The 23,439-nt window shown below is 65.3% G+C and carries 20 protein-coding genes and 1 tRNA gene; 6 read left to right on the forward strand and 15 right to left on the reverse strand.

The genetic code is table 11. The annotated features are described in order from the left end of the window. Nucleotides 1-48 precede the first annotated feature (48 nt). From xdhB to hemN, 7 genes are all read right to left on the reverse strand, one after another. Nucleotides 49-2,511: a xanthine dehydrogenase molybdopterin binding subunit gene (xdhB, locus tag AC3D25_RS05415; protein WP_488887430.1), complete on the reverse strand. Its 2,463-nt coding sequence runs from the start codon at nucleotides 2,509-2,511 to the stop codon at nucleotides 49-51. Nucleotides 2,512-2,521: 10 nt separating this feature from the next. Beyond that, a complete protein-coding gene (gene xdhA, locus AC3D25_RS05420) occupies nucleotides 2,522-4,048 on the reverse strand; it encodes a xanthine dehydrogenase small subunit (protein WP_488887431.1) in 1,527 nt (508 codons plus the stop codon). 290 nt (nucleotides 4,049-4,338) lie between these two features. Further along, nucleotides 4,339-4,851, reverse strand: coding sequence for a disulfide bond formation protein B (locus AC3D25_RS05425; protein WP_488889607.1), 513 nt, complete (start codon nucleotides 4,849-4,851; stop codon nucleotides 4,339-4,341). 108 nt (nucleotides 4,852-4,959) lie between these two features. Further along, nucleotides 4,960-6,345, reverse strand: a complete 1,386-nt coding sequence (locus AC3D25_RS05430) for an amidase (protein ID WP_488889608.1) — start codon at nucleotides 6,343-6,345, stop codon at nucleotides 4,960-4,962. A 137-nt stretch (nucleotides 6,346-6,482) separates the two neighbouring features. Next, complete coding sequence (locus tag AC3D25_RS05435; RefSeq protein WP_488887432.1) at nucleotides 6,483-9,701, reverse strand: efflux RND transporter permease subunit; 3,219 nt, start codon at nucleotides 9,699-9,701, stop codon at nucleotides 6,483-6,485. 15 nt (nucleotides 9,702-9,716) lie between these two features. Then, nucleotides 9,717-10,889 (reverse strand): efflux RND transporter periplasmic adaptor subunit, encoded by a 1,173-nt coding sequence (locus AC3D25_RS05440; RefSeq protein WP_488887433.1) that lies wholly within the window; start codon nucleotides 10,887-10,889, stop codon nucleotides 9,717-9,719. A 142-nt stretch (nucleotides 10,890-11,031) separates the two neighbouring features. Then, entirely contained in the window at nucleotides 11,032-12,423 is a 1,392-nt protein-coding gene (gene hemN, locus AC3D25_RS05445; RefSeq protein WP_488887434.1) for an oxygen-independent coproporphyrinogen III oxidase, read from the reverse strand. A 219-nt stretch (nucleotides 12,424-12,642) separates the two neighbouring features. Between hemN and AC3D25_RS05450 the strand changes: the two genes are divergently transcribed. The 3 genes from AC3D25_RS05450 (at nucleotide 12,643) to AC3D25_RS05460 (ending at nucleotide 14,452) form a co-directional block, all read left to right on the forward strand. Then, nucleotides 12,643-12,957 (forward strand): YkgJ family cysteine cluster protein, encoded by a 315-nt coding sequence (locus tag AC3D25_RS05450; RefSeq protein WP_488887435.1) that lies wholly within the window; start codon nucleotides 12,643-12,645, stop codon nucleotides 12,955-12,957. A gap of 14 nt (nucleotides 12,958-12,971) precedes the next feature. Then, entirely contained in the window at nucleotides 12,972-13,556 is a 585-nt protein-coding gene (locus AC3D25_RS05455; RefSeq protein WP_488887436.1) for a DUF1439 domain-containing protein, read from the forward strand. A 62-nt stretch (nucleotides 13,557-13,618) separates the two neighbouring features. Continuing rightward, entirely contained in the window at nucleotides 13,619-14,452 is an 834-nt protein-coding gene (locus AC3D25_RS05460; protein WP_488887437.1) for an undecaprenyl-diphosphate phosphatase, read from the forward strand. 77 nt (nucleotides 14,453-14,529) lie between these two features. On the opposite strand, the gene trmB is transcribed toward AC3D25_RS05460, so the two are convergent. The 5 genes from trmB to AC3D25_RS05485 all read right to left on the reverse strand — a co-directional run bounded on the left by trmB (nucleotide 14,530) and on the right by AC3D25_RS05485 (nucleotide 17,808). After that, nucleotides 14,530-15,288: a tRNA (guanosine(46)-N7)-methyltransferase TrmB gene (trmB, locus tag AC3D25_RS05465; RefSeq protein WP_488887438.1), complete on the reverse strand. Its 759-nt coding sequence runs from the start codon at nucleotides 15,286-15,288 to the stop codon at nucleotides 14,530-14,532. 127 nt (nucleotides 15,289-15,415) lie between these two features. Further along, a tRNA-Gly gene (locus tag AC3D25_RS05470) sits at nucleotides 15,416-15,490 on the reverse strand. Between the two features lie 76 nt (nucleotides 15,491-15,566). Then, nucleotides 15,567-16,130 (reverse strand): YggT family protein, encoded by a 564-nt coding sequence (locus AC3D25_RS05475; protein ID WP_488887439.1) that lies wholly within the window; start codon nucleotides 16,128-16,130, stop codon nucleotides 15,567-15,569. Nucleotides 16,131-16,244: 114 nt separating this feature from the next. After that, nucleotides 16,245-16,550 (reverse strand): EthD family reductase, encoded by a 306-nt coding sequence (locus AC3D25_RS05480; protein WP_488887440.1) that lies wholly within the window; start codon nucleotides 16,548-16,550, stop codon nucleotides 16,245-16,247. A gap of 277 nt (nucleotides 16,551-16,827) precedes the next feature. Further along, nucleotides 16,828-17,808, reverse strand: a complete 981-nt coding sequence (locus tag AC3D25_RS05485) for a Rossmann-like and DUF2520 domain-containing protein (protein WP_488887441.1) — start codon at nucleotides 17,806-17,808, stop codon at nucleotides 16,828-16,830. A 216-nt stretch (nucleotides 17,809-18,024) separates the two neighbouring features. Here AC3D25_RS05485 and AC3D25_RS05490 point away from each other — a divergent pair, with 216 nt between their 5' ends. From AC3D25_RS05490 to AC3D25_RS05500, 3 genes are all read left to right on the forward strand, one after another. Further along, complete coding sequence (locus AC3D25_RS05490; protein ID WP_370885170.1) at nucleotides 18,025-18,186, forward strand: hypothetical protein; 162 nt, start codon at nucleotides 18,025-18,027, stop codon at nucleotides 18,184-18,186. A gap of 441 nt (nucleotides 18,187-18,627) precedes the next feature. Further along, entirely contained in the window at nucleotides 18,628-18,975 is a 348-nt protein-coding gene (locus AC3D25_RS05495; protein ID WP_488887442.1) for a hypothetical protein, read from the forward strand. Nucleotides 18,976-19,141: 166 nt separating this feature from the next. Then, a complete protein-coding gene (locus AC3D25_RS05500) occupies nucleotides 19,142-20,104 on the forward strand; it encodes a threo-3-hydroxy-L-aspartate ammonia-lyase (protein ID WP_488889609.1) in 963 nt (320 codons plus the stop codon). 16 nt (nucleotides 20,105-20,120) lie between these two features. Here the strand turns inward: AC3D25_RS05500 and AC3D25_RS05505 are convergent, their stop codons facing one another. Genes AC3D25_RS05505 through AC3D25_RS05515 form a run of 3 tightly spaced genes read right to left on the reverse strand, consistent with a single transcriptional unit; the run spans nucleotide 20,121 to nucleotide 23,434 of the window. Continuing rightward, nucleotides 20,121-20,789 carry a LysE family translocator gene (locus tag AC3D25_RS05505; RefSeq protein WP_488887443.1) on the reverse strand — a complete coding sequence of 223 codons (669 nt, stop codon included), beginning with the start codon at nucleotides 20,787-20,789 and terminating at the stop codon, nucleotides 20,121-20,123. A 24-nt stretch (nucleotides 20,790-20,813) separates the two neighbouring features. Further along, nucleotides 20,814-21,830, reverse strand: coding sequence for an asparaginase (locus AC3D25_RS05510; protein ID WP_488887444.1), 1,017 nt, complete (start codon nucleotides 21,828-21,830; stop codon nucleotides 20,814-20,816). After that, nucleotides 21,827-23,434 carry a UbiD family decarboxylase gene (locus tag AC3D25_RS05515; protein WP_488887445.1) on the reverse strand — a complete coding sequence of 536 codons (1,608 nt, stop codon included), beginning with the start codon at nucleotides 23,432-23,434 and terminating at the stop codon, nucleotides 21,827-21,829. The genes AC3D25_RS05510 and AC3D25_RS05515 overlap by 4 nt, the downstream gene beginning before the upstream one ends. Nucleotides 23,435-23,439: the final 5 nt, after the last annotated feature.

Below are 23,439 nucleotides of genomic sequence, written 5' to 3' on the forward strand. Positions count from 1 at the left end.
TGGGTGCAAAAGTGCGCCGGAACGGTCGGCCCGGCGCGCGAAAAGGCGTTAGTTTACCGGCGCGGGACTGCGCGCGCCGGGATTTGCTTGCGGCGAAAGCGGCGCGGCGGTGTCGGCGAACGCGTCGAGCGCATCGAGAATCGCTTCGGGCGTCGCGGGTGCGCGCAGCGGCGGGGCATCGGAGGAACCGGGCGACGCCGCCGCGATCGCCGCGCGAATCGCGAGAAACACCGAGAAGCCGAGCAAGAGCGGCGGCTCGCCAACTGCCTTCGAGCCGAACACAGTCGGCTCCACGTTGTCGTTGCGATAGAGCGCCACGTTGAACGCGGCAGGCGCGTCGTTGACGGCGGGAATCTTGTAGGTCGACGGCGCGTGCGTCATCAGCCGTCCATCGCGGTTCCACCACAATTCTTCGGTCGTGAGCCAGCCCATGCCCTGAATAAAACCGCCTTCGACCTGCCCGATATCGATGGCCGGGTTGATCGACTGGCCGGCGTCGTGCAGCAAGTCCGCGCGCAACAATTTCCACTCGCCGGTGAGCGTATCGACAACCACCTCCGACACCGCCGCGCCATACGCGAAGTAATAAAACGGCCGGCCGGTAAGCGTTTTAGCGTCCCAGTGCACTTTGGGCGTCGCGTAGAAACCGTCGGACCAAAGTTGCACGCGCGCGAGATAGGCCGCCGCGACGAGTTGATCGAAGGGCATCTGGCCACCGTTCGATTCAACCACACCGTTGTGAAAACTCACCGCGTCCGCCGTGCCGCCGAGTTGGGCCGCCGCGAGCGCCGCGAGCCGCGCGCGAATGGTGAGCGCGGCGGCCTCGGCCGCCTTGCCGTTCAAGTCGCTGCCAGTCGATGCCGCGGTGGCCGACGTGTTCGCGATCTTCGATGTATCGGTGGCCGTCACGCGCACGCGCGGCAGCGACACGCCGAGCGCGTTCGCCACCACCTGCGCGACCTTCGTGTTTAAACCCTGGCCCATCTCCGTGCCGCCGTGATTCACGAGCACCGAGCCGTCCTTGTACACATGCACGAGCGCGCCCGCCTGATTCAGGAAAGGCACGTTGAACGAGATGCCGAACTTGACCGGCGTGTACGCGATGCCGCGCTTGAGCACCGGGCTCGCCGCATTGAAGGCCGCGATCTCCGCGCGCCGTGCGACGTAGTCGCTTGAGGCGAGCAGTTCGTCGGTGAGCGGCGCGATCACGTTGTCCTCGACGGTCTGGCCGTAAGGCGTCGTATTGCGTCCGGCCTCGCGTCCGGCCTCGCTTCCGGCCTCGCCGTAAAAATTCACGCGCCGCACGTCCACGGGATCGCGCTTCACGCGATGCGCGATCTCGTCCATCATCACTTCCATCACGAGCGCGCCTTGCGGTCCGCCGAAACCGCGAAACGCCGTGTTCGACTGCGTGTTCGTCTTGCAGCACAGCGCGACGATATCGACGTCGGGCAGGAAGTACGCGTTGTCGAAATGGCAGACGGCGCGCGTCGCGACCGCACCCGACAAATCCGCCGAATAGCCCGCGCGCAATGCAATTTCGACCTTCGCGCCGATGATCCGGCCTTCGTCGTCGAAGCCCGCTTCATAGGTGTACACGGCGTCGTGGCGCTTGCCGGTGATCATGAAGTCGTCGTCGCGATCCGCACGCAATTTAACCGGGCGGCGCAACAGATGCGCCGCGAGCGCCGCGACGCACGCGAACACCGCCGATTGCGATTCCTTGCCGCCGAATCCGCCGCCCATGCGCCGGCATTCGCACATCACGTTGTGCGTCGGCCAGTCGAGCATATGCGCGACCACGTGCTGCATCTCGCTCGGATGCTGCGTCGAACTGTAGACGAGCATCCCGTCGGCTTCCTTCGGCACGGCATATGCGATCTGGCCTTCGAGATAGAACTGCTCCTGCCCGCCGACTTCGAATTCGCCCGCGAGACGATGCGGCGCAGCGGCCATCCGCGCGTCCGGGTCGCCCCGGCGCAGGTGCAGCGGCGGCAGCACGAACTGCTTCTGCGCCTTCGCTTCGCGCGGCGTGAGCACCGGTTCGAGCGACTCGTAACGCACGACGTCCGCGCTTTTCGCGAGCGCCGCCGCGCGCCGCGCCAGTTCGTAGCTTTCGGCGATCACCGCGAAGACCGGCTGGCCGAGATACTGCACGACGCCGTCGGCGAGAATCGGGTCGTCGTGGAGAACGGGACCGCAGTTGTTCTCGCCGGGGACATCGGCGGCGCACAGCACCGCAACCACGCCGGGCGCGGCGCGCACCGCGTCCAGATCGAGCGCCGCGATCCGCGCGTGCGCGTGACGCGAAAGTCCGAGCGCCGCGTGCAGCGTGCCGCGCAATTCGGGGATGTCGTCCGTATAAACGGCTTCGCCGCTGACGTGCAGCGCGGCCGATTCGTGCGGCAGGCCGACGCCGATCGCCTGCGGTTCGGCCGTATGCGTGTCCTGATGCAGACCGCGCACCAGGTCGGCGGCGCTATCGACCTGCGGATCGGTTCGCTTGTTCATGGCGGCTCCTTCAGTGCGCGTGGTCGGCGTGCGCGTCGAACGCGAAGGCGTTCACTTCGCGTAGCGCGAGCGGCGCGGCATCGCGCGTTTCGAGGTAGAAACGCCGCAGCAGATTGCGCGCCACCTTGCTGCGATACGCGCTCGACGCACGCATATCGGTGAGCGGCTGGAAATCGACGTCGAGCGCATGCATCGCGTCCCGCACCGTTTCCTCAGTCCATTCGCGATGCAAGAGCGCGGCCTCGGTGGCGCTCGCGCGTTTCGGCGTCGCGGCCATCCCGCCGAACGCGATCCGCACGCCCGTGACGCGCGCGCCGTCGAGTTTCAGCGCGAACGCGGCGCAGACCGCCGAGATGTCCTGATCGTAGCGCTTCGCGACTTTGTAGGTGCGAAAGCGCAGCGCCGCCGACGGTCGCGGCACGCGAATCGCCGCGACGAATTCGCCCGCTTCGAGCGCGCTTTTCTGATAGCCGAGATAGAACGCGTCCAGCGGCATCGAGCGGATTTTTTCAGCGCGCTGCAACACGACTTCGGCTTCCAGCGCGATCAGCGCGGGCATGGAATCGCCGATCGGCGAGCCGTTCGCGACATTGCCGCCGAGCGTGCCCGCGTTGCGGATCGGCAGCGAAGCGAAGCGCGTCCAGAGTTCCGCGAGTTCGGGGAAATCGGCGGCGAGCGCCGCGTAAGCGTCTTCGAGAGAGGCCGCCGCGCCGATTTCCAGATGCTGCGCGTCGCGCGAAATGGTCTTCAGTTCCGCGACGTTGCCGATAAACAGGATGTCGCCGAGATCGCGGAATTGCTTCGTCACCCAGAGGCCCACGTCCGTGCTGCCCGCGAGCAGGCGCGCGTCCGGGTGCGCCGCGCGAAGGCGGGCGAATTCGGCGCGCGTCGACGGCGCGAGGAATGCGGGCGTGCCGAACGCTGCGCCGCGCGCGTCGGGCGCGCGGTAATCGAGTGTGCCGGTGCGTCGAATGGCGGCGAGCGCTTGTTTGAGGGCATCGCGGTCGAACGGCGGACGAGGATATTCCGAGGCATCGAACATCTTCTGCGCCGCATCGACGATCGGCCGATAGCCGGTGCATCGGCATAAATTGCCGGACAGCGCGGTGTTGATTTCGTCGCGCGTCGGGAGACCGGCGGCGGCGGGGTGGTTCTGATAGAGCGCCCACATCGACATGACGAAGCCGGGCGTGCAGAAGCCACATTGCGAGCCGTGGCAATCGACCATCGCCTGTTGAACCGGATGCAGCGCGCCGCTCGCGTCGCGCAGGTCTTCGACCGTGAAAAGCGCGCGGCCGTCGAGGGTCGGCAGAAACTGGATGCACGCGTTGACGGCTTTCAGCCTCGGTTCGCCGTGGCTGTCGAGTTCGCCGATCACGACCGTACACGCGCCGCAATCGCCTTCGGCGCAGCCTTCCTTGGTGCCGGTGCATTGCGCGCCGTCGCGCAGGTACTGGAGCACCGACCGCGTGGCCGGTACGCCGGAAATTTCGCGGATTGCTCCACGGTGCAGAAATCGGATGGTTTGCGTTGTCATAAAGTAGCCCGAGACATTGCGGATCGGGGCGCGCGTTACGCGGGCGCGGAAAGGTCCGGCCGGGCGCACGTAGATCGCCATCCAGTGTCCGAAGATATCACCGCAATATCTTGAAAATATTGCGATGCACATATCAAGGTTATGCGGAGGCGGAAATGGAGGGAAGGGGAAATAAGCGCGGCATCTCGAAAATGCCGGGCGATGCGTTGGCCGAGAGCAGCCGCGCAAGCAAAACTGGCGTTGCCCGGAACGCGGCAACGCCAGTCGACGAACCCTGAAAACCAGCGCGCTTAATTCGAGCGCAGTCGCCGTTTGCCGTACAAACTGCCCGCGACCGCGACGAACATCACGGCGAACGCCGCCAGCGCCCATTGCGGCAGCGTCAACCCGAAAATTGGCGGATAGGCTGTCTCGCAGAGCCCCGCGACCTTGAACACCTGCGGCAGCCATTGCGCGGGCGGCAAGCTGTCGACAACCGGCTGCAGCGCGTCGAAACCGCAACTGAAGCCCGGATGCGCCTGCACATACACGTGCCGCGCCGCCGCGACGATCCCCCCGAGCGCCGATAGCGCCACGAGCGTTTCGAGCACGGCGATACCGCGCCAGCCTTTCAACCCCGCGCCGAGAAACGCGAAAACGGCGATCAGCGCGAAAAAGTAGCGCTGGATGATGCACAGCGGACAGGGGTCCTCGTGCTTCACGAACTGCAGATAAAGCGCCCCGCCGATCAGCGCGAGACACACGAATCCGAGCAAAACCAGCAGACGGCGTTCACGCCGCATCACGCGGTCTTCCTGATGCATCGTGAAATGGTGTAGAGAATTATTCATATTTCGCAATATTCGAGGGTGATGCACTAAAAAGTGCGGCAAAGCCAGAGATCTCTATCGCGATAGCCTACCGGGAAAACGTCAGCGTGTGGATTCGAGCACGGCCTCCACCGCGCGTCCAATCGACACAAGCGCGTCGTCGCCGCGCGGGGCGCCCACTAGCATCAGCCCGACCGGCGCGTCGCCGCGCGGATGGCAGGGCAGCGACAGCGCGCACGTGTCGAGGAAATTGAACGCGCTCGGGTTGCGCAGGATGAGCGCGTTGGTGCGGCCGAACTCGTCGTCGTCGTGTTCGAGTTCCGCGATACGCGGCGGCACGACCGGCACCGTCGGGCAAACAATGGCGTCGAAGCGCTGCCAGAGCGTGCGCGCCGCGTCGATCATCGCTGCGCGTTCGCGCAGCAAATCGAGATAGTCGGCAGCGCTCGCGTGCTGACCCTTAAGTATGCGCGTCAGCACGCGCGGATCGTACTCGCCGGGGCGCTCGGCCACGAGCTTGCGATGCCACGCATACGCTTCCATCGCCGAAAATCCGAACCGGTTAATCTCCGGCAGCCGGTCGAGCGGGGCGAAACGGACCTCGTGGACGAGCGCGCCCGCCGCCGACACATGCCCGAGCGCCGCCGCGAGCGCGCTCGCGACCGTCGAATCCACGCCTTCGGTGACGTAATTGGTCAGTACGCCGAGCCGCACGCCGTCGAGCGGACGTTTGGCCGGAATCTCAGGCTCCCGCCCGGCCAGAATGCGATCCACCAGCGCGCAGCACGCGACCGAGCGGCCGATCGGCCCGAACGAATCGAGCGTGGTGGAGAGCGGGACGCCGCCTTGAGTCGGAATGCGCGAGGCGGTCGGCTTGAAGCCGGTCAGGCCGCACAGCGCGGCGGGAATGCGGATCGAGCCGCCGGTGTCGGTGCCGAGCGCGGCGGCGGCCATGCCGTCGGCGACCGACGCCGCCGCGCCCGACGACGACCCGCCCGCGATGCGTTCGTCGCCCGCCACGTCGCGCCGATACGGCGAGCGCGGCGTGCCGTAGTGCGGATTCAGGCCGAGTCCGGAGAACGCGAACTCGCTCATGTTGGTGCGCCCGACGATCACCGCGCCCGCGCGCCGCAGCCGGGCGACAGCGGGTGCGTCGGCTTGCGCGGGCGGCGAGCCTGCGAGTACCCGCGATCCGGCGCGCGTCACCTGGCCTTCGATATCGAACAGGTCCTTGACCGACACCGGAATGCCCGCGAGCGGCGAAAGCACCGTGCCGGCGCGGCGCAAGGCGTCGTGGGCGTCGGCGGCGGCGCGGGCGGCGTCGGCATCGACTTCGAGGAACACTGTCGCGCCCTGGCCTTCTGGATCTTCGATGCGGGCGAGCGCCTGATCGACGAGCGCGCGGCTCGTGGTCCGGCCCTCGCGCAGATCGGCGGCGAGGCGGGCGAGAGGCGGAAACAGCGGCGATTCGGTGGACGCGGTCGGCATGGTGAAAGGCTGTGGCCGGAGCGTGCCGGAAGCCTCGTGCAGGCGCTTCGTCACGCTTCGGCGTGAATGGACGGGCGACGGAACGGTTCGCCCTGAGTGGCTGTCATTCTATGCCAGCGCGGTAAGAAATACTGTACTCAGCGGCGCGGCTCATGCGTTTCGTTCTCCGCCACGGCCTGAATTTCCTCGCGGGTGTTTCGCGTCGCGCCGGGCGCCGCCTGCCGCCGCCATTTGCGGGCGACCCACGCGCCGAAGTCGTCGAGCACGGTATAGGCGACCGGCACCACGACGAGCGTCAGCAGCGACGACGTAATCACGCCGCCGATCACCGTCTGCCCGAGCGGTCCGCGCTGCTCGCCGCCTTCGCCGAGTCCGAGCGCGAGCGGCAGCATGCCGAAGATCATCGCGAGCGTGGTCATCAGGATCGGGCGCAGCCGCACGCGCGCGGCTTCCAGCAAGGCTTCCGCGCGCGCCATCCGGCGGCCGTGACCCGACGCGTCGAGGAGCGTGCCGCGCCGCGCCTGATTCGCGAAATCGATAATGAGGATGGCATTTTTCGTGACGAGTCCCATCAGCATGATGAAACCGATGATCGAAAACATGTTGAGCGTGCTGCCGAACAGCAAGAGCGCCAGCAACACGCCGATCAGCGTGAGCGGCAGCGACGCCATGATCGCGAGCGGCTGCAGGAAGCTGCCGAACTGCGAAGCCAGAATCATGTAAATAAAGATCACAGCGAGCGCGAGCGCCTGCACCGCGTAGACGAACGACTCGTTCATGCTCTTCGTCGATCCGCCGAAGCGGTAGCGGTAGCCGGCGGGCAGATGCATGTCGTCGAGCGTTTTCTTCACGTCGGCGGCGACTTCGCCCGGCGAGCGGCCGTTCACGTTCGCCGAAATCTCGACCTCGCGCGACAAATCGCGGCGGCTGATGACGTCCGGCCCGACCGTCTCGGTCAGGTCGGCGACTTGCCGCAGCGGCACGAGCACGGGCGCGTTGTTGGAATCGGTGCGCGTGGTGGCGATCATCAACTTGGAAAGATCGTCGATATTGCGGCGTTCGGCGGCGGGCAGGCGCACGCTGACGTCGTAGTCCTGGTCGTCCGGGGCGCGCCACGTGCTGATGGCGTCGCCCGACAGGAGCGGGCGCAGCGCCTGGCCGATGTCGGCCACGCCGACGCCGAGATCCGACGCCAGTTCGCGCCGCACGTCGATCGCGATGATCGGCTTGTCGTCCTTCAGGCTCGCGTCGAGATCGACGAGTCCGGGAATCTTAACGAGCCGCCGTTCCGCTTCGGCCGACAAGCGCCGGAGTTCGTCGAGATTGTCGCCTTGGAGGCTGAACTGCACCGCTTTCGTCGATCCCGCGCCATCCGGCATGCCGATTTCCGTGATCGTCACGCCCGCGATGCGCGCGAGCCGCGCGCGAAACGCCTGGTTCAGTTCCTGCACGCCGCGCGTGCGTTCGCGGCGCTCTTTCAACCGCACGGTGATGAGCGCGTTGTTCTTGCCCTGCGCGTTGCCCGAGTTGATGGTCGCGTAGCTGAAACGCACTTCCGGATACTCGGCGAGCGCCGCTTCCACTTGGCGCACTTTCTCGGCGGTGGCGTCGAGCGACGTGCCGACCGGCGTGTTCAGGCCGATTTGCGTCATCGAGAAATCGGCGTTCGGCACGAACTCGGTCCCGATCAGCGGCACGAGAAAGAGGCTGCCGAAAAACGTCACGGCCGCCGCCCCGAGCGTGGCGACCCGATGCCTGAGCGACCAGCCGAGCAACCGCTGATAAAACCGCGCGAGCCGCTCGATCTGCGCGTCGAACCAGCCGAGCACGCGCGCGAGGTGACGGCGGCGGTTGCCGTGAAGGTCGGGATCGGGCCAGATGGACGAGAGCATCGGGTCGAGCGTGAACGACACGAACATGGAGATCAGCACCGCGGCGGCCACCGTCACGCCGAACTGGTGAAAAAAGCGCCCGATGATGCCGCTCATGAAGCCGACCGGCAGAAACACCGCGACGATGGAGAAGGTGGTCGCGAGCACGGCCAGCGCGATTTCCTTCGTGCCGTCGAGCGCCGCCGTGCGGTGATCCGCGCCCAGTTCGACGTGCCGTACGATGTTCTCGCGCACGACGATCGCATCGTCGATCAAAAGCCCGACGCAGAGCGAGAGTGCCATCAGCGTGATGACGTTGATCGTGAAGCCCGCCGCGAACATGAACGCGAACGTGCCGATCAGCGCGATCGGCAGCGTGAGGCCGGTGATGACCGTGCTGCGCCACGAGCCGAGAAACAGAAAGACGATCGCGATGGTGAGCAGCGCGCCTTCGAACAGCGTGCCTTTGACTTCATCGACACTGTGCTGGATGTTGAGCGAGGAATCGTCGGTGATGTCGAGCTTCACGCCCGGCGGCAGCGACGCCTGCAACGCCTTCACCTCGGCGCGCACGCCCTCGGCGACATCGACGGTGTTTTCGCCCTGCGCCTTCACCACCGACAAAAACAGCGCGCGGTTGCCGTTCAGGAGCGCCATGCTGTCCGGCTCCTCCTGCCCGTCGACGACTTGCGCGACCTGATCGAGCGTGACCGCGTGCGCGTCGCTCACGCCGCGCCGGGCGACGATGATCCGCCGGAAGTCGTCGGGCGTCTGGAAACGGCCCTTGATCTGCACGGTCTGTTCGACGCCCGCCGACGTCAGCGGGCCGGCCGGAATCTCCTGATTTTCATTTTGAATCGCGCGGATCACCTGATCGACGCCGACTGAAAGCGCCTGCAGCCGGTCCGGACTCACGTCGATCCGAACCTGCCGCTTCACGCCGCCGACCAGCGACACCGATCCCACGCCGCGCACCGTTTCCAGACGCTTTCTGACGATCTGGTCGGCGGCGGTGGTCAGGTCGCGCGTGGTGAGTTTCGCGCCCGGCGCGTTGGAGACGGCGACCGTCACGATCGGCATGTCGGCTGGGTCGTAGCGCAGCACGCGCGGCTCTTTCACGCCGTCGCGCAAGTCGGGGCGCACCAGCGCCACCTTGTCGCGCACGTCCTGCGCCGCCTGCATCACGTTCACCGAGAGATCGAATTTCACGATCACGACAGACAGCGCGTCATACGAGTGCGACGAAATCTCGTCGATCCTGCTGATCGTGTTGACCGCTTCCTCGATCTTGCGCGTGACGTCCGACTCGACCGATTCCGGCGACGCGCCCGGATACGCCGTCTGCACGACGACGACCGGAAACGTGATGTCCGGAAACTGATCGACTTTCAGCCGCTGATATGAAAAAAGCCCGATGACGAGGAATGCCGCCATCATCATCGTGGCGAGGACCGGGTTGCTGATGCTGACGCGCGTGAACCACATGGATGGCGGCTCCGGTCAGTTCGAGGCGGCGGGCTGACTCGCGGCGCCGACCATGCGCACCGTGCTGCCGATCCGCAGCGAGCCGAGATTATTTTTCACGATCTGCTGGCCGAGCGCGAGCGGCGCGTTCACGAGTTCGATCCAGTTGTGTCCATCGGCCGAGCCGGTCACGCCGGTCTGCACCGGCACTTCCGTGAGCCGCCCGTGATCGAGCGCGTAGACGCTGCGCCGCGCGCCGTCGCTGCGCACCGCCGTGTCCGGCACGACGAGCGCATCCGCCTTCTCGCCGACCGTCACGCTGCCCGTGCCGAACATGCCCACGCGCAAGGTCGAATCCGGATTCGACACTTGCACGTATAGGCGGATCGAGCGCGAACCGGCTTGCGCGGCGGGGTTGATCCGCGTGACCGTGCCGGTAATGGGCCGATCGATGCCGTCGAAACGGATCACGACCGGCTGGCCGATCCGCACGCGGCCGATCTCGCCGACCGGCACCGGCGCTTCGAGTTCGAGCGTGCGCAGATCGACGACGGTGAAGAGCGTGGTATCGACGGAGAGCTTTTCGCCCGGCTCGACGCTGCGCGACGCGATCTGGCCGTCGAGCGGCGAGGTGACGACGGTATCCGCGAGCGACAAATTCGACGACGCCAGCCCCGCGCGCGCCGCCGAAAGATTCGCGGCGGCGATGGCGTACTGGTTTTGCGCGGTATCGAAGGCGTTCTTCGAGATGAAGCCCTTTTCGACCAGCACGCGATTGTTTTCGAGCGTTTGCCGCGCGATATCCAGTTGGCCGGCCATCGCCGCCATCTGGCCGCGAGATTGCTCGGCGCGGGCGGTGAAGTCGCGCGCATCGATTTTCGCGAGCACCTGGCCGGCGCGTACCGAATCGCCTTCGCGGGCCAGCACGCTCAACGCCGACCCGGCGACTTTCGCCTTGATCGTCGCCTGCGTGAGCGCGCGCAGCGAGCCGGTCAGCGGCAGCGTTTCCGAGAGCGTGCGGCGCGTGACGGCGGCCAGGTCGTCGGGCGTGAATTCGATCGCCGATTCGGCGGGCATCGCCGTCGCCGGTTCGGCCAGCGTGGCCGAGCGTTTCCTGAGCGCATGGGCGATGCCGAGCGCGAGCACCGCGATCACGGCAATCACGATCAGGACCGCGATGACGGCCTTCCGTCTGGTGGAGTTCTGCATTACCTGTCTACGCTTGGTCTGAGCTTGTGTCGGGCACGCCGCCCGGCGTGGCGGGCGGCAGATGCCGAACGGCCAATGCCGGAGCGGCAAAGTCAGAGAAGGTAGCCTGAGCAGGCGTTCCCCGCAAGCGGAACGCCGCCGCTCAGATGGTGCGCGAGAAGCGCTTGGCGTCGGGCGTAGTGCGGGAGAGATAGCTGTCGAAGATCATCGCGACATTGCGCGCGAGCATCCGGCCGGCGGGCAGCACGCGGATCCGGTCGTGCTCGACGGCGACCAGCCCGTCGTCCTCAAGCGGCCGCAAGCGCGCGATCTCGGCCTCGAACGTGTGCGCGAAGTCGATGCCGTGCGTCGCTTCCATCGCATCGAAGCGGACTTCGAGCTGGCACATGAGCCGCGCGATGACGTCGCGGCGTAGAAGGTCGGCCGGGCTCAGGCGCACGCCGCGGGTGATCGCGAGTTCCCCCCGGTCGATCGCCGCCGCGTAGCCGGGCAAGTCCTTTGCGTTCTGTGCATAAACATCGCCGACCTTGCCGATCGACGAAGCGCCTAAGCCGATCAGATCGCAATCCGCCTGCGTGCTGTAGCCCTGAAAATTCCGATGCAACGTGCCGGCTTTCAGCGCGAGCGCGAGTTCGTCGGTGGGCCGCGCGAAGTGATCCATGCCGACATACACGTAGCCAGCCCCCGTCAGTCTCTCGATAACCCGCTGCAGGATCGCGAGACGCACGGCGGGCGAGGGCAGCGCGGCTTCGTCCATCTGGCGCTGCATCTTGAAAAGGGACGGCATGTGCGCGTAGCCGAACACCGAAAGCCGGTCGGGCGCGAGTTCGAGCATGGTGTCGAGCGTGCGGCTGAAACTCTCCACGCTTTGATGCGGCAGCCCGTAAATCAAATCGACGCTCACCGATTTGAAGCCTTCCGCGCGCGCCGCCGCGATCACCGTCTCGGTCATTTCGCGCGGCTGCACGCGGTTGATCGCTTCCTGCACGCGCGGATCGAAATCCTGCACGCCGAGGCTCAGCCGGTTAAAGCCGATCCGCCGCAATCCGCGAATAGTGCGCTCCGACGCCTCACGCGGATCCACCTCGATCGAATATTCGGCTTCGTCGTCCGGTACGAGCTTGAAGTGCGCGGCGGTCGCGTCCATCAGTTCGGCCATTTCGTCGTCGGCGAGGAACGTGGGCGTGCCGCCGCCCCAGTGCAGCTGCGTGACGGGGCGCGAGGTATCGAAGAGCGCCGCCTGCAATGCAAGTTCCCGCTTCAGCCGATCGAGATACGGCCGGGCGCGCGCGCGATTTTTTGTCGCGATCGTGTTGCAGCCGCAGTAGAAGCACACCGTGTCGCAGAACGGAATGTGGAAGTAGAGCGACAGCGGGTTCGCCGCGGAGGCCTGAGCGCTGGCGGCGCGGCGGTAGTCGGCGGGATCGAATTGCTCGGTGAACTGGACGGCGGTGGGATACGACGTGTAGCGCGGCCCGTTCGCGCTGTATTTCGCGAGCAGGTCGGGGCGGAAGAGCGTGTCGGCGGGAGTCATCGCGATGCCGTGGCTTGAGGGACGGATTGGAAACAGGTGAGACGAGTGTAGCGAACCGTCGCTCGGCGGCCTTGCGTGATATCGCCGCACGGAACTAGGTGAACCAACGATCCATAAGCGGCATATAAGCGGCATATAAGCAGCATATGAGCGGCTCAAAAGCGGCCCATAAGCCCTTCGATGGCAAAATGCGGTTCTGTCCGCACGGTCTCATCGCTCATGTCCGCTACCGCCACATTTCCCGATCACGCCTGCCGCGAAGCGTGCGGCGCCTGCTGCATCGCGCCGTCCATTTCGAGCCCGATTCCCGGGATGCCCAATGGCAAGCCCGCGGGCGTGCGCTGCGTGCAGTTGGGCGCCGACCTGCGCTGTATGATCTTCGGCGATCCGCGCCGGCCCGCGTGCTGTTCGGGCCTGCAGCCGTCGCGGGAGATGTGCGGCGACACGCGCGTCGATGCACTCGCGTGGCTCACGCATCTTGAAGCCGCGACACGGCCGGAACCGCAGCCGGCGCGCTCGCCATCAACACCCTGAAGGGAGGATTTCGCATGACTCAAACCGCCGCGCCGCATCGGCGCCGGTTCCTGCTCGCGTGTCTCGCGAGCACTTTTGCGGTTGCGACGCCCGCCGCGCGCGCCGTATCGACGTTTCCGTTTATCCCCGATCACTACACGTTCACCCAGCAGCAGGTCCAGGACGCGGTCGCGCGCAAGTTCCCGCTGCAGCGCTCGGCCTCGCAGATTTTCGACGTCGTCCTGAGCAATCCGGTGGTGGGATTGTCGCCGGATCGCAATCGCGTGACGGTGAAGCTGGACGCGCGGCTGTCGACGCCGTTCATGCCGAATCCGGTGAACGGCGCGTTCACGCTGTCGAGCCAGCTCGGTTACGACGCGGCGAGCCGCTCGGTGATCCTGCTCGCGCCGACCGTCGACGATTCGCGCGTCACGGGCGACGCTGCTCAGTACAACCAGCAAATTGGCGCGGCCGGCGCAGCGCTCGCGACGCAGTTGCTCGACCGTTACCCGATCTACACGTTCAAGCCCGAACAATTGCAATTTGCCGGCGTGAATTACGAACCCGGTACAATCACCATCCTTACAAACGGTATACGTGTGCAGATTCTCGAAAAGTAAATCGGGAATGGCCCGCGAATGCCTCCGGCGAACAGCAGATAACAGCGAAAAAGGGCTGACGGATGGACTGGATCCTATTGTGCAAGGCGCTCATTCTCGGCGTCGTGGAAGGCTTGACTGAGTTTCTACCGGTGTCCAGCACGGGACATTTGATCGTGGTGGGCAGTTTGCTCAATTTTAACGACGCGCAAGCCAAGGTTTTCGACGTCGTTATTCAGTTCGGCGCAATTCTCGCCATTTGCTGGGAATATCGACGCAAGATCGCCACCGTTGTCACCGGATTGCCGACCCGGCCGGACGCGCGCCGTTTCACTGTCAATGTCATCATCGCGACGATTCCGGCCATCGTGCTCGGCTTGATGTTCGAAAAAGCGATCAAATCCGTACTGTTCGCGCCCGTTCCGGTGTCGGTCGCGCTGATTCTCGGCGGGATCGTGATTCTTTGGGCGGAAGCGCGTCAGCGCGATCGCGGCGTCGCGCCGCGGGTCGTGTCGGTCGACGACTTGTCCTACGGCGATGCGCTGAAAGTCGGACTTGCGCAATGCTTCGCGCTGATTCCGGGCACGTCGCGCTCGGGCGCGACGATTATCGGCGGGATGCTGTTCGGGCTGGAACGCCGCGTCGCCACTGAATTCTCGTTTTTCCTCGCCATTCCGATCATCTTCGGCGCGACGCTTTACGAACTGGCGAAACATTGGCGCACGCTTTCCGTCGACGATATCGGGCTGTTCGCGATCGGCCTCGTCGCCGCGTTCGTGAGCGCGTTCATCTGCGTGCGCTGGCTGCTGCGCTACGTCGCGACGCACGATTTCACGGCGTTCGCGTGGTATCGGATCGGGTTCGGGCTGCTTATTTTGATCGTCGGTTATAGCGGCGGATTGAGCTGGGCCGAGTAAGCGCGCGCCTTGCAGACGAAAAAACGCCACGGCTTGCCGTGGCGTTTTGCTTTCTACTCGGAGTTTCGAGCGACGCTTTAGCGCTTCCGAAACACCAGATCCCAGACGCCGTGTCCGAGCCGCAAGCCGCGACGCTCGAATTTCGTGACCGGCCGGTAATCGGGCGCGGGCGAATAGCCGACGGCGGGATCGACGGTATTTGTGAGCGCCGGTTCCGCCGAGAGCACTTCCAGCATCTGCTCCGCGTAGTTCTGCCAGTCGGTCGCGAGGTGCAGGTAGCCGCCGGGCTTGAGCCGCGACACGAGCAGCGCGACGAACTTCGGCTGGATCAGGCGGCGCTTGTGATGACGCGCCTTGTGCCACGGATCGGGGAAGTAGATGTGCACGCCATCGAGACTGTCGGTGCCGAGCATATGTTCGAGCACTTCCACGGCGTCATGCTGGACGATGCGGATATTCGTGAGGCTTTGCTCGCCGATCAGCTTCAGCAGCGCGCCGACGCCCGGCTCGTGGACCTCGACGCCGAGAAAGTCATCGCCCGCGCGGCCCGCCGCGATTTCCGCCGTCGTCGCGCCCATGCCGAAACCGATTTCCAGGATACGCGGCGCATCGCGGCCGAACGTCGCGGACCAGTCGAGCAGCGCGTCGGCGTAGGGCACGACGAAGCGCGGGCCGAACGCGTCCATCGCACGGCGCTGGCCGGTGGACACGCGGCCGGCGCGCGTGACGAAGCTGCGGATACGCCGATGGTGTGCCGTGTCGGCGGCGGCTTGCGCTTCGGGCTGATCGTGGTCGCCGGTGCCGAGCGGCTCGGCGTCGTGGGAATCGTGGGTCATTGCTGGATGCTTCTCGTAGGCGCTAAGCGGGGTGGAATCGACATGCTGCGTGGAAGATCCCGGTATCGCTGAAAAGCATAAAAGCCGCGTCTGAGGCGGCTTTTATTGTGCTTCGTCATGTTCGGTCTGGAGCGGGCGATGGGAATCGAACCCACGTCTGTAGCTTGGGAAGCTACGGTAATGGCCATTATACGACGCCCGCCAGAACCATCGATTTTAACGGGTTTTAGTCCGCTTTGACAAATCGGCGTGCGCTCCTTAACGACTCAGCAGCCGACTCAGAACCCAAACATCGGCACCGAAAGCGCGAGCCGCGAGAGCACCATCAGCAACACCTGCACGATCACGAACAACACGATCGGCGACAGATCGATCCCGCCGAGGCGCGGCAGCACGCGTCGCAGCGGCTCCAGAAAAGGCGCGGTGATCTGATAGAGAATCGGCATCGCGGGCGATTGCGGGTTGAGCCACGAAAGCAGCGCCATCAGGATCGTCACCCAGATGATCAGGTTCAGCGCCCACTTGATGACCGTCAGCAGCGCGACGAGCAGCAGCATCGGCATCATCGGCGTCGGGTCGATGCCGAGCAGCAGCACGTTCAACACCACGAACACCAGCGAGGCGATCAACGCGGCGACGATACTCGCCCAGTCGATCTTGCTCTTCGACGGCAAAATCTTGCGCAGCGGCAGGACGATCCAGTTGGTTGCCTGCATCACGGCGTTGGACACCGGGTTGTAGGGCGGCAGGCGCACGACCTGCATCCAGGCGCGCAGCAAAAGCGCCGCGCCAAACAGCGTGAAAATGGTATTGAGCAGAAAACGGGCGATATCGCCGAACATCTGAGGTCCTTTCGAAAACGTGGCGCAGTAAGGCTGCGCTCGGGTCGTGAAAAACGTGAGATTGCCTGAGAAAGCGCTGTGCTTAAGCCTACGCCTAAGGCCTAGGCCTAGGCCTCAGGCCTCGGCGCGTACTTCGCTGATCTGCATTTTGGCGGGCGGGCCGTCCGAGTAATTCGCCAGATCCGCTTCGAGTTCGGGCGCGGCCGGGCCGATCGCTTGCGTGAACGCCTCGATGGACTCGAACAGCAAATTGCCGCTCGCGACGTAGAGCGGCGAGGCGCCGAGCCCCGTCTCCACCGACCACCCCTTCAGCGCCGCGCCGAGCAGTTCGGCGGCGCGCGGCATGTGGCGCGTGCAGTAGTAATCGATGTCGAAACGTCCGTTTGCGACAAACGGATAGTGGAAGCTGACCTTGATCATTAATCGTTCTCGTAGCTGAAATGTCATGCCAGGCCGCCACGCTGTGCGGCGCGCGAGACTCGATCCGTGCCGTCCCGCGACTCTTGTTATGCGTGCCCGGTGTTTAGCGGCACTCCCCGGCACCCCGCCAATTGTCTGTCGAGGCACGCCGGACGTACCTTAGCACGGCTTTAATGCGGCTTGGGTGCGCTGGTTATCGCTCCGTAAAGTCTCGCCGTCCGGCCATTTCCGTCGCGCACGAAACGGCAGCGCCGATCCCTCGACGTTCATCCGCGCGTCACACGGCACCGGCATTTTGGTCCCCTCGCGCGGTGGTGGCGGACGCCGCGTGGCCGAGCGTCGTATCGACGGCGCGATCCATCGCCGCGAGCGCTTCGGCCGGAGGCGGCACGCTGCGGCGGCGCGCGAGCGCGACGGCGCGGCGAGTCATCAGCGCGTAGAGCGCGGCGTGGTCGCCGCCCATGTCCTGCAACAGCGCGAGCTGCTTTTGGACCACGCTCGTGTCGCCGCGCGAAACCGGTCCGGCGAGCGCGCCGGGCAAGCCTTTGGCGCGCGCTGTCTCGATCGTGCCGGCGAGCATCGGGAGGACGGCGCGCAGCGCATCGTCCTCGGAAAACCCTAAGTGTTGCCAAAGTGCGACGGTTTCAGAAAGCGCCGATAGCGCAAAACTGGCAGCATAGTGAGCAGCCGCGTGATAAAGCATGCGGCCGCCGGGCGGGATCGAGAGAGGGTGGCAACCGAGCGCGCGCGCCAGTTCGACGAGCGTTTCACGCAGCGCGCCATCGGCTTCGATCGTGACGGAGCAGCCCTGGATAAGGGTTTGATCGCGGTCGATACCGCCGAATAGAAATAACGGATGAAAGCCGCCCGTCGCGCCGCCCTGAGCGCGGACCGGCGCGAGGATATCGACGGGTGTTGCGCCGCTGCAGTGAACCACGGCGCGCGCGCCCGCCCCTGACGCATCGAGATGCAGAGCGTTCGCCGCCGCACCGATGTTGTCGTCGGGAACTGTCAAAAAGAGGATGTCGGCGCGCGCGGCAGCTTCATCCGCCGTGCCGACGGCGACGCAGTTCGGCAGTTTCTCCGCGAGTTCGCGGGCGGAGGCCGGCGAACGGCTGGCGATGGCGGTGACCGGAAAGCCCGCCCGCGACCAGACGCTCGCAACGCAGCGAGCCAGCCGTCCGGCGCCGACGAAAGCCAGGCGTGGCTTCGTCGGCGTCGGCGGCGTGGCAGCTGTCAGCGTCGGGGAATTTGGCATGTTTTCTGCTCCAAGTCAGACAATTAGCCGGATGCGCGGCGTGGGACGCTAATTGGCGTTCCGCCAGACGGCGCATCCGCGCGACGATCCGTCGCGCCTCGGGTTAGCCGGTGTAGGTGTTCCAAAAACGATCAGAACAGGGAAATCCGGTTTCGAAGTGCAATTGGATCGCTTTGTTTCCTTTGTGGTTGTCATTCGCTATGTACGGAGGTCGCCATGAGTATTTTTTCATATCGAAAACATCTGCGGTTCCTGAGTCAGGCGCAACGCAGGCGCTGGTGGGATCAGAAGAAACGGCTGACGCCGCGCGTGGTGATCGGTGGCGCTTACGTGCCGCCGAACGTCTCGCGTGAGTTTGCTTACGTCAAGGTCGGATGATCCGTTCCGGCGCGCCGGGGCGCTGACAGGTCGCGGATGATCCCGCGATGCCCCAAAAAGCTTCGAAAAACCCCGCGAACGGCGACGTTTCGCGGGGTTTTGCTTTTGGGCCGCGATAGTCGAGTTGCGGGCCGGTTGACACGCCTGAAACTCATTTGCAAATAAAGTTTACCGGTGTGTCGGCGCGTAAGGGTTCGGGAATCGCCGCTCACGCTCGCGCGGCGGCTCGAAGGGCGCTGGTAGCGTCTCCCCAGCCTTCTTCAGACAAATTCCTGTAATCCGGTTGGCACGATCGTTTCAAAGATGCTTGCAAACCCGTGCAGCAAATTGCAATTTGCAACAAATGGGCTCGGCGGCGCTGCGTTTTTTTCGCTAAATTCAAATCATGCCGCCGCACATTTTCAGCCGCACCTGCAGGCCGAGCGGCGAGGAGAAAATAACGTGAAGAAGACCATTCCCTTATTAGCCGGTGTCGCGCTGGCCGCAGGTTTCGCGGCCAACGCAGAAGCGCATGTGTCGATCGGCGTGGGCATTGGGGTGCCCGCTTATCCGGTGTACGCCGCTCCGCCGCCCGTCTATTACTCGCCGCCTCCGCCGCCCGTCTATTACGCGCCGCCGCCGGTGGTCTATGCGCCCCCGCCTGTGGTGGTCGGCGGGTATTACGGCCGTCCGTACTGGAACCGCGGTTACTACGGTGGTGGCTATGGGCACGGTTATTACGGGCACGGCGGCGGCGGTTATGGCGGCTATGGTGGCGGTTATGGACACGGCGGCGGCTGGCATCGCTAGTCCGCGAATTTGACTTGTCTAAAAAGCGGTGCAACGTCAGGTTGCACCGCTTTTTCGTTTGAACGCGTGCCGCGCTGTACACATTCAAGCGCTAGCCGTCTGTATCTGTTCAAGCGCGCTCGCGCACAGGACAATGTGGGCATCTTCCACGCTGCCCGACGCCGACATGCCGCTTCCCGCTCCCACCTATTCAGACGTCGCCGACGCCGCCGAACGCATTGCAGGCGCCGCGCATCGCACGCCCGTCCTGACTTCCCGCACCGCCGACGCGCGCGCCGCGGCGTCGCTTTTCTTCAAGTGCGAAAATTTCCAGCGCATGGGCGCGTTCAAGTTTCGCGGCGCGTACAACGCGATCTCGCATTTCGACGATCGCCAGCGCCAGGCCGGCGTGCTCACGTATTCGTCGGGGAACCACGCGCAGGCCATCGCGTTGTCGGCGCAACTTGCCGGCATCCGCGCGACGATCATCATGCCGGAGGACGCGCCCGCCGCGAAAATCGCGGCGACGCGCGGCTACGGCGGCGAAGTGATTACCTACAACCGCTATACCGAAAATCGCGAGACGCTCGGCGCAAAACTGGCCGAGGAACGCGGCATGACGCTGATTCCGCCCTATGACCATCCGCATGTGATCGCGGGGCAGGGGACGGCGGCGAAGGAGTTGATCGAGGAAACCGGGCCGCTCGATTACCTGTTCGTGTGTCTCGGCGGCGGCGGGCTGATTGCCGGTTGCGCGCTGGCGGCGGCCGCGTTGAGTCCGTCGTGCAAGGTGATCGGCGTGGAGCCGGAAGCGGGCAACGACGCGCAGCAGTCGCTCGCGCGTGGCGAGATCGTGCATATCGAGGTGCCGCGCACGATCGCGGACGGCGCGGCGTCCACGCATGTCGGCGAATACAACTTTCCGGTGATCCAGCGCCACGTCGATCAAATCGTGACGGTGAGCGACGCGCAACTCGTCGATACGATGCGTTTCTTCGCCGAGCGCATGAAGATGGTCGTCGAGCCGACCGGGTGTCTCGCCGCCGCCGCCGTGCTGCACGGTGTCGTGCCGGTCGCGGGCAAGCGGGTGGGCGTGATCGTGAGCGGCGGGAACGTCGATCTCGCGCGCTTCGCCGAATTTATCGCCTGACGCCGCCGCGCGGAAATCAGACTGCGGCGCCGACGATCAGATCGCGGTAGCCGTTCACGATCACGCTGTACGCGAAGTACGCGAACAGCAGCGCCGACATCACATGGCACGCGCGCAGAAGCGTCGTGCCCGCGCGCTTGCGGCCGTGGCTCGCGAGCGTGCAGATGAAGAGCGTCCAGCCGAGGCCGCCGAGAAAGAAGCCGGTCAGGAACACCGATGCGCTGATCGGACTCGTCGCGCCGGCTTTTGCGATCAGCGCGCCGCCGACCGCCGCGAACCAGAGAATCGCGCTCGGCGACGACACCGCGAGCAAAAACCCGCGCAGGAAACTCTTGTGATGACGCGGACGGCGCGCGGAATGATCGGCTTCGCCTTCCACGGGCGGCGCGGACGCGGGATTCAGCGCTTCGCGGGCCATCTTGTACGTCAGGAAAAGCAGCACGATCGAGCCGCCGATCCACACGACCCAGCGCACCGGCGCGAATTGCAACAGCGCCGACATGCCCGCCAGCGCGAGCACCGCATAGACGAGATCGCCGAAACAGGTGCCGAGGCCGAGCACGAGACCCGGTTTGAAACCGTGCGACAGCGCGAGCGAAATAATCGCGACGTTCGCGATACCAATATCGAGACAAAGCGACAACGACAGGAAAAATCCATCCGACAACAGCGGCCACGAGTGCATTTGACGCGTATTCCTTGATTTTTATTAGTGACTTCGGAGTTGCAGCGACACGTCGATACGCCCGGTTTCAATGCCCATCGTGTTGCGCATCGGCGGATGGCGGAAGGTCGCGAGCGCGTCGCGCTGGGCTTCTGTGCCGATCTGCAATTGGTCGAGCAGCGTCGCGACGATCGCGTAGAGCACCGCGACATTGCCGTCCTCGACTTTCACCGCGATGCCGAGCGCGCCTTCCGGCCGCCGCACGCCGATCGCGTAGCTCGCGTCCGCGCCCACCTTGGCGACGAGTTCGCCGTCGAATGCGCGCATGAGAATCGTGCAAAAGCGGCCGTCGCCCGCGACGAGTTCCGGATGCGCCGTCATCGCGCGATAGATGCGGGCGAGGGCGGCGCTGCGCGGGCTGGCGTCCGGCTGGCTGCCGTCGGCCGTTGCCAGTTTCACGAACAAACGCGCCAGCCGGTCGAGCGGAAACGCGGGCGTGGGCAAGTTGCAACCGTCGATCGCCCAGTGAACGCCGTCGTCCGGCAGATCGCAGACTTCGGCCACCGTGTGCTTCACGCGCGCCTGCAGCGGATTCTCGGGCAGGTGGTAATCGGCGATGGCCGCGCCGATGGCCTGCGCGCCCGCCAGCATGCCCGCGTGTTTGCCCGAGCAATTGCTGCACGCGGGCGTCGGCGTGAAGTCGCGCCGGATCCAGTCCTTGTAGACCGCGTCCGACAACGGTGCGTGGCCGCCGCAGCGCAAATCCGCCTCGGTCGCGTGCACCTTCGCGAGCATCGCGCGCGTGCGCTCGATATGGCGCGGCTCGCTGCTGTGCGACGCACACATCAGCGCGAGATCGGCTTCGTCGAAACCGAAGCGCTCGAGCGCGCCGGTTTCGACCACGGCCAGCGCCTGCGCGGGCTTGGCGGCCGAGCGGGCAAGCGTCATGCGGTGCGGGTCGCCGAACGATGCGACGAGCGCGCCGTTTTCATCGACCACCGCGACATGCGCCGCGTGCGTGTTCTCAATCTCGCCGCCGCGATAAACCTTGGCGGCGATCATCGCGCGCCTCCCAGCCCGATCTCGTCCCAGAGCGTATCGACACGGCGCTTGACCGCCTCGTCCATGACGATAGGCCGGCCCCATTCGCGATCCGTCTCGCCCGGCCATTTATTCGTGGCGTCCAGCCCCATCTTCGAGCCGAGCCCGGCCACCGGCGACGCAAAATCGAGATAATCGATCGGCGTGTTATCGACGAGCACGGTGTCGCGCGACGGATCGATACGCGTCGTGATCGCCCAGATCACTTCCTTCCAGTCGCGGATATTCACGTCCTCGTCCACGACGACGATGAACTTCGTATACATGAACTGGCGCAAAAAGCTCCACACGCCGAACATCACGCGCTTCGCGTGGCCCGGATAGCTCTTCTTGATCTGCACGATCGCCATCCGGTAACTGCAGCCTTCGGGCGGCAGATAGAAGTCGGTGATCTCGGTGAACTGCTTTTGCAACAGCGGCACGAACACCTCGTTCAGCGCGACGCCGAGCACGGCGGGCTCGTCGGGCGGCTTGCCGGTGTAGGTGGAGTGGAAGAGGGCGTCGCGCCGCATCGTGATCTTCTCGACGGTGAAGACCGGGAACCACTCCTGTTCGTTGTAATAGCCGGTGTGATCGCCGTAAGGGCCTTCGAGCGCGTGCTCGTAGTTCGCCGACGCCCCTTTCGACGGACGCGGCGGCGCGCCGTCGGGTGCATCGGCGGGCGCGCCGTCCTGCGGATAGATAAAGCCTTCGAGGACGATTTCCGCGCGCGCGGGCACCTGCAGCGTATCGACGCCCGGCGTCAGGCACTTCGCCAGTTCCGTCCGCCCGCCGCGCAACAGGCCCGCAAACTGATATTCGGAGAGCGAATCGGGGACCGGCGTGACCGCGCCGAGAATAGTGGCGGGATCGGCGCCGATCACCACCGCCACCGGATACGGCTTGCCGGGATTCGCGAGCGCGAACTCGCGGAAATCGAGCGCGCCGCCGCGATGCGCGAGCCATCGCATGATCAGCTTGTTGCGCCCGATCAGTTGCTGCCGATAGATCCCGAGATTTTGCCGTGTCTTGTTCGGCCCGCGCGTGACCGTGAGGCCCCAGGTGAGGAGCGGCCCCGCGTCGCCGGGCCAGCAGGTTTGGATCGGCAGGCGGTTCAGATCGACATCGCCGCCTTCCCACACGATCTCCTGGCACGGCGGCGCGCTGACCGTTTTCGGCGCCATGTCCCACACGGCCTTCGCGAGCGACAACAGCTTGCCCGCGTCCTTCAGGCCTTTTGGCGGCTCCGGTTCCTTGAGCGCCGACAGTAGCCGCCCGACATCGCGCAACGATTCGAGCGCGGCGGTGTCGGAGAGCAGACTGGCGTCGACGGATTTACCGCTGGCCGACGTCGTTTCGATCCCCATGCCGAGCGCGACGCGCCGCGGCGTGCCGAACAAATTGGTGAGAACGGGAATGGAATGGCCTTCCGGCTGCTCGAACAGCAGCGCGGGACCGCCCGAACGCAATACGCGGTCGGAGAGTTCGGTCATTTCCAGTACGGGGGAGACAGGCTGCCTGATTCGGCGCAGTTCGCCGAGCGCTTCGAGGCGCGCGGTGAAATCGCGCAGGTCTTTATATTTCATCGAGG

Source organism: Caballeronia sp. SL1002, assembly GCF_057814995.1.

Bases quoted from the DNA above. Each gene is read 5' to 3' on its own strand.
- AC3D25_RS05490 (WP_370885170.1), top strand. From the start codon at position 18,025: ATGAGTATTTTTTCATATCGAAAACATCTGCGGTTCCTGAGTCAGGCG.
- AC3D25_RS05485 (WP_488887441.1), bottom strand. From the start codon at position 17,808: ATGCCAAATTCCCCGACGCTGACAGCTGCCACGCCGCCGACGCCGACG.
- AC3D25_RS05435 (WP_488887432.1), bottom strand. From the start codon at position 9,701: ATGTGGTTCACGCGCGTCAGCATCAGCAACCCGGTCCTCGCCACGATG.
- AC3D25_RS05440 (WP_488887433.1), bottom strand. From the start codon at position 10,889: ATGCAGAACTCCACCAGACGGAAGGCCGTCATCGCGGTCCTGATCGTG.
- xdhA (WP_488887431.1), bottom strand. From the start codon at position 4,048: ATGACAACGCAAACCATCCGATTTCTGCACCGTGGAGCAATCCGCGAA.
- AC3D25_RS05425 (WP_488889607.1), bottom strand. From the start codon at position 4,851: ATGCATCAGGAAGACCGCGTGATGCGGCGTGAACGCCGTCTGCTGGTT.
- AC3D25_RS05430 (WP_488889608.1), bottom strand. From the start codon at position 6,345: ATGCCGACCGCGTCCACCGAATCGCCGCTGTTTCCGCCTCTCGCCCGC.
- AC3D25_RS05475 (WP_488887439.1), bottom strand. From the start codon at position 16,130: ATGTTCGGCGATATCGCCCGTTTTCTGCTCAATACCATTTTCACGCTG.
- AC3D25_RS05515 (WP_488887445.1), bottom strand. From the start codon at position 23,434: ATGAAATATAAAGACCTGCGCGATTTCACCGCGCGCCTCGAAGCGCTC.
- AC3D25_RS05480 (WP_488887440.1), bottom strand. From the start codon at position 16,550: ATGATCAAGGTCAGCTTCCACTATCCGTTTGTCGCAAACGGACGTTTC.
- AC3D25_RS05455 (WP_488887436.1), top strand. From the start codon at position 12,972: ATGACTCAAACCGCCGCGCCGCATCGGCGCCGGTTCCTGCTCGCGTGT.
- AC3D25_RS05510 (WP_488887444.1), bottom strand. From the start codon at position 21,830: ATGATCGCCGCCAAGGTTTATCGCGGCGGCGAGATTGAGAACACGCAC.
- AC3D25_RS05450 (WP_488887435.1), top strand. From the start codon at position 12,643: ATGTCCGCTACCGCCACATTTCCCGATCACGCCTGCCGCGAAGCGTGC.
- AC3D25_RS05460 (WP_488887437.1), top strand. From the start codon at position 13,619: ATGGACTGGATCCTATTGTGCAAGGCGCTCATTCTCGGCGTCGTGGAA.
- hemN (WP_488887434.1), bottom strand. From the start codon at position 12,423: ATGACTCCCGCCGACACGCTCTTCCGCCCCGACCTGCTCGCGAAATAC.
- xdhB (WP_488887430.1), bottom strand. From the start codon at position 2,511: ATGAACAAGCGAACCGATCCGCAGGTCGATAGCGCCGCCGACCTGGTG.
- trmB (WP_488887438.1), bottom strand. From the start codon at position 15,288: ATGACCCACGATTCCCACGACGCCGAGCCGCTCGGCACCGGCGACCAC.
- AC3D25_RS05505 (WP_488887443.1), bottom strand. From the start codon at position 20,789: ATGCACTCGTGGCCGCTGTTGTCGGATGGATTTTTCCTGTCGTTGTCG.
- AC3D25_RS05500 (WP_488889609.1), top strand. From the start codon at position 19,142: ATGCCGCTTCCCGCTCCCACCTATTCAGACGTCGCCGACGCCGCCGAA.